At 63.1% G+C, this 2,246-nt stretch carries 2 protein-coding genes; both read right to left on the reverse strand.

All coding sequences use genetic code 11. The features are described from left to right. Positions 1-24 precede the first annotated feature (24 nt). On the reverse strand, positions 25-735 hold the full coding sequence (locus AC5L30_RS32875) for a creatininase family protein (RefSeq protein WP_494872158.1): 711 nt from the start codon (positions 733-735) through the stop codon (positions 25-27). Between the two features lie 18 nt (positions 736-753). After that, on the reverse strand, positions 754-1,848 hold the full coding sequence (locus tag AC5L30_RS32880) for an NsdA family TPR-like regulatory protein (RefSeq protein WP_494872156.1): 1,095 nt from the start codon (positions 1,846-1,848) through the stop codon (positions 754-756). Between the last annotated feature and the right edge of the window lie 398 nt (positions 1,849-2,246).

Genomic DNA, 2,246 nt, shown 5'->3' on the forward strand with positions numbered 1-2,246 from the left:
CGCCGGCAGTCCGGCCGGCCCCGGTCAGAGGCCGAGGCTTCCCTGATGCTCGCCGAACGATCGGGTGAGGCTGTCGAGAGCGGCTTTGCCCTTCTCGGCGGTGCCGAGTGAGGGTCGGCCGATGACGCCGCTGGTGGTGTAGGCAGCCATGCCGAGCGTCAGCAGGTGCGGCCGGTGGTCGGCCGTCCAATCCGCGGTTTCATTGCCCACTCGGATCAGCTCGGGGGCTACGTGCAGGAGTAGCGAAGTCTCCAGCTCGCCTGCGTGCATGTCCTCGTGACTGCCGGTTTCCATGGCAGCGTCGGTGCGGGCCTTGGTCCAGTCATGCCCTTGCGGGTAGAGGCTCATCCTGGGTCCGTTGGCTGCGGTGTACTCCTGAACGACGTTCGACAGGACGTAGTTGCCGCCGTGTCCGTTGATGAGGACCAGGTGCTCGACGCCGGATCGCGTCAGGGAGTCCGCGACATCGGTGACGATCGCGGAGAGGGTACGGGAGCTGATGCTCACTGTTCCCCGCCAGCTTGAGTGTTCGTGGGAGCAGGAGATGGTGATGGGCGGGAGAAGCATGACCGTGTGGACTGTCGCGATATCGCGAGCTATCGCCGCAGCGACGACGGTGTCTGTGACTAGCGGCAGGAAGTCGCCGTGTTGTTCAAAGCTGCCGACTGGCAGCAGCGCGACCTTGGCGTTTCGCTCCTTCTCGTCGGCTGCCGTGGCAGCCGTAACCAGCTCCATCACCAGAGGTTGGCTCCTTCACGTCGTCAACTGCTTGATGGCAAGGCTCAGTTCAGATACTTCCTCATCGCGCCGCCATGGCGCCAGGCGCTCGCGTAGCCGACGCAGCTCCGACAGTGCGCGGGCTGAGGTGGCCGTCCGAACGGTACGGACCGCGTGGTGTCCCACTCGACAGGCTGTGGCCTTGTCGCCTGCCGCCGCGTGAGCCAGCGCAAGCCGCGTCTCGCACAAGCCTTGATCACGGCGCATCCCGGTAGGCATGGTTGCCAGGGCTCGCCGGAATACCGGAATCGCCCTGTCCGGAGCGTCAAGGTCGGCCCAGCAACTGGCTGCCTGCATCTCGATGTATGCCGGGGTGCAGTAGGACGCCAGATCGTCGGCGTCGGCTCCTGGTCGCTCAAGCTCGTGCGTCGCAGCGTCGATTGCCCGACGGGCGTCGTCCGCGAGTCCGCGCAACGAGTACGCCCGTGCTTGCTGCGCAAGTACCAAAGCGCGAACCCTCGGCGAGACATGCCGGGCTTCGCGTAGAGCTGCGGAGCCAAGGCCGATGGCACGGTCGAACCCGCCAAGGTCGTTCGCGATGTTCGATTTTCGCATGAGCAGGTATGCCGTCTCGGTCGGCTCACCAATGGCCACGGCGTAATCCATGGCACGATCAGAGTAATGCATCGCGCTCTTGGGGTCGCCCGCATCCTGGTAGAGCCACCCGGCGAATTCGTTGTAGCGGCATGCCCACAAGAGCAAGTCGTTCCTCACGTCGTTCTTAGCTCCGGGAAGGATGTCGTCGATAAGCGCTGCCTGCGCGCGGACAACATCGACGAGATGATGCGGACCCATCAGATTGTCGGCTCTGACGTGTTGGTCGAAGACTGACCGGAAGTAATCAATCGTCTCCCGATCGACGGACGGTGCCACTCTCGGGTTCCCCCGGCCCGCCTCGGTGAAGCCCAGCTCGTCCTCGTCTCGCTCGTAGACAGTGCAGAAGAGCTGTCGGTAGACCAGGTCGGGCTTCCCGGTGCCGTTTTCCCAGCGAGACAGCATGGTCTTGAGGCTGGCCTGGCCAGCGATCGTTACGCCCTCCCTCCGGGCTGCCGCCAGCAGCGCCGCGACCACCTTTGACTGCTTCCAGCCCAAGTCGAGCCGTACTCGTTGCAACAGCGTCGCTGCTTCCTCGACTCGCCTAGCCGTCATGGCTCTCCCCGAAGATTGGTAACACCTACTTGGAAGCCATTATGCCTGGTCGATGCGACAACTTGAAGAAGTTAATACCACCTGCTGTTGCCTTGTTAACTTGCCTCATCTGGCATCTGAAGCCGGCGCATCGTCTCCTTGAGTCACGGGCCGATCGGTCCAGACAAGCAAAGGATCCATTGGATCCTCTAGACGAAGGAGATCTTCGTGAAGCTGTACGTGGACACCCAGAGCAAGCAGGTTCAGGTGACGAAGGACCCGGAGCCGAAGAACGACCAGAACGGCAATCAGCGGTCGGAGAAGAACACTGGCCGGCTCAT

It is taken from the genome of Micromonospora sp. BQ32 (assembly GCF_059358895.1).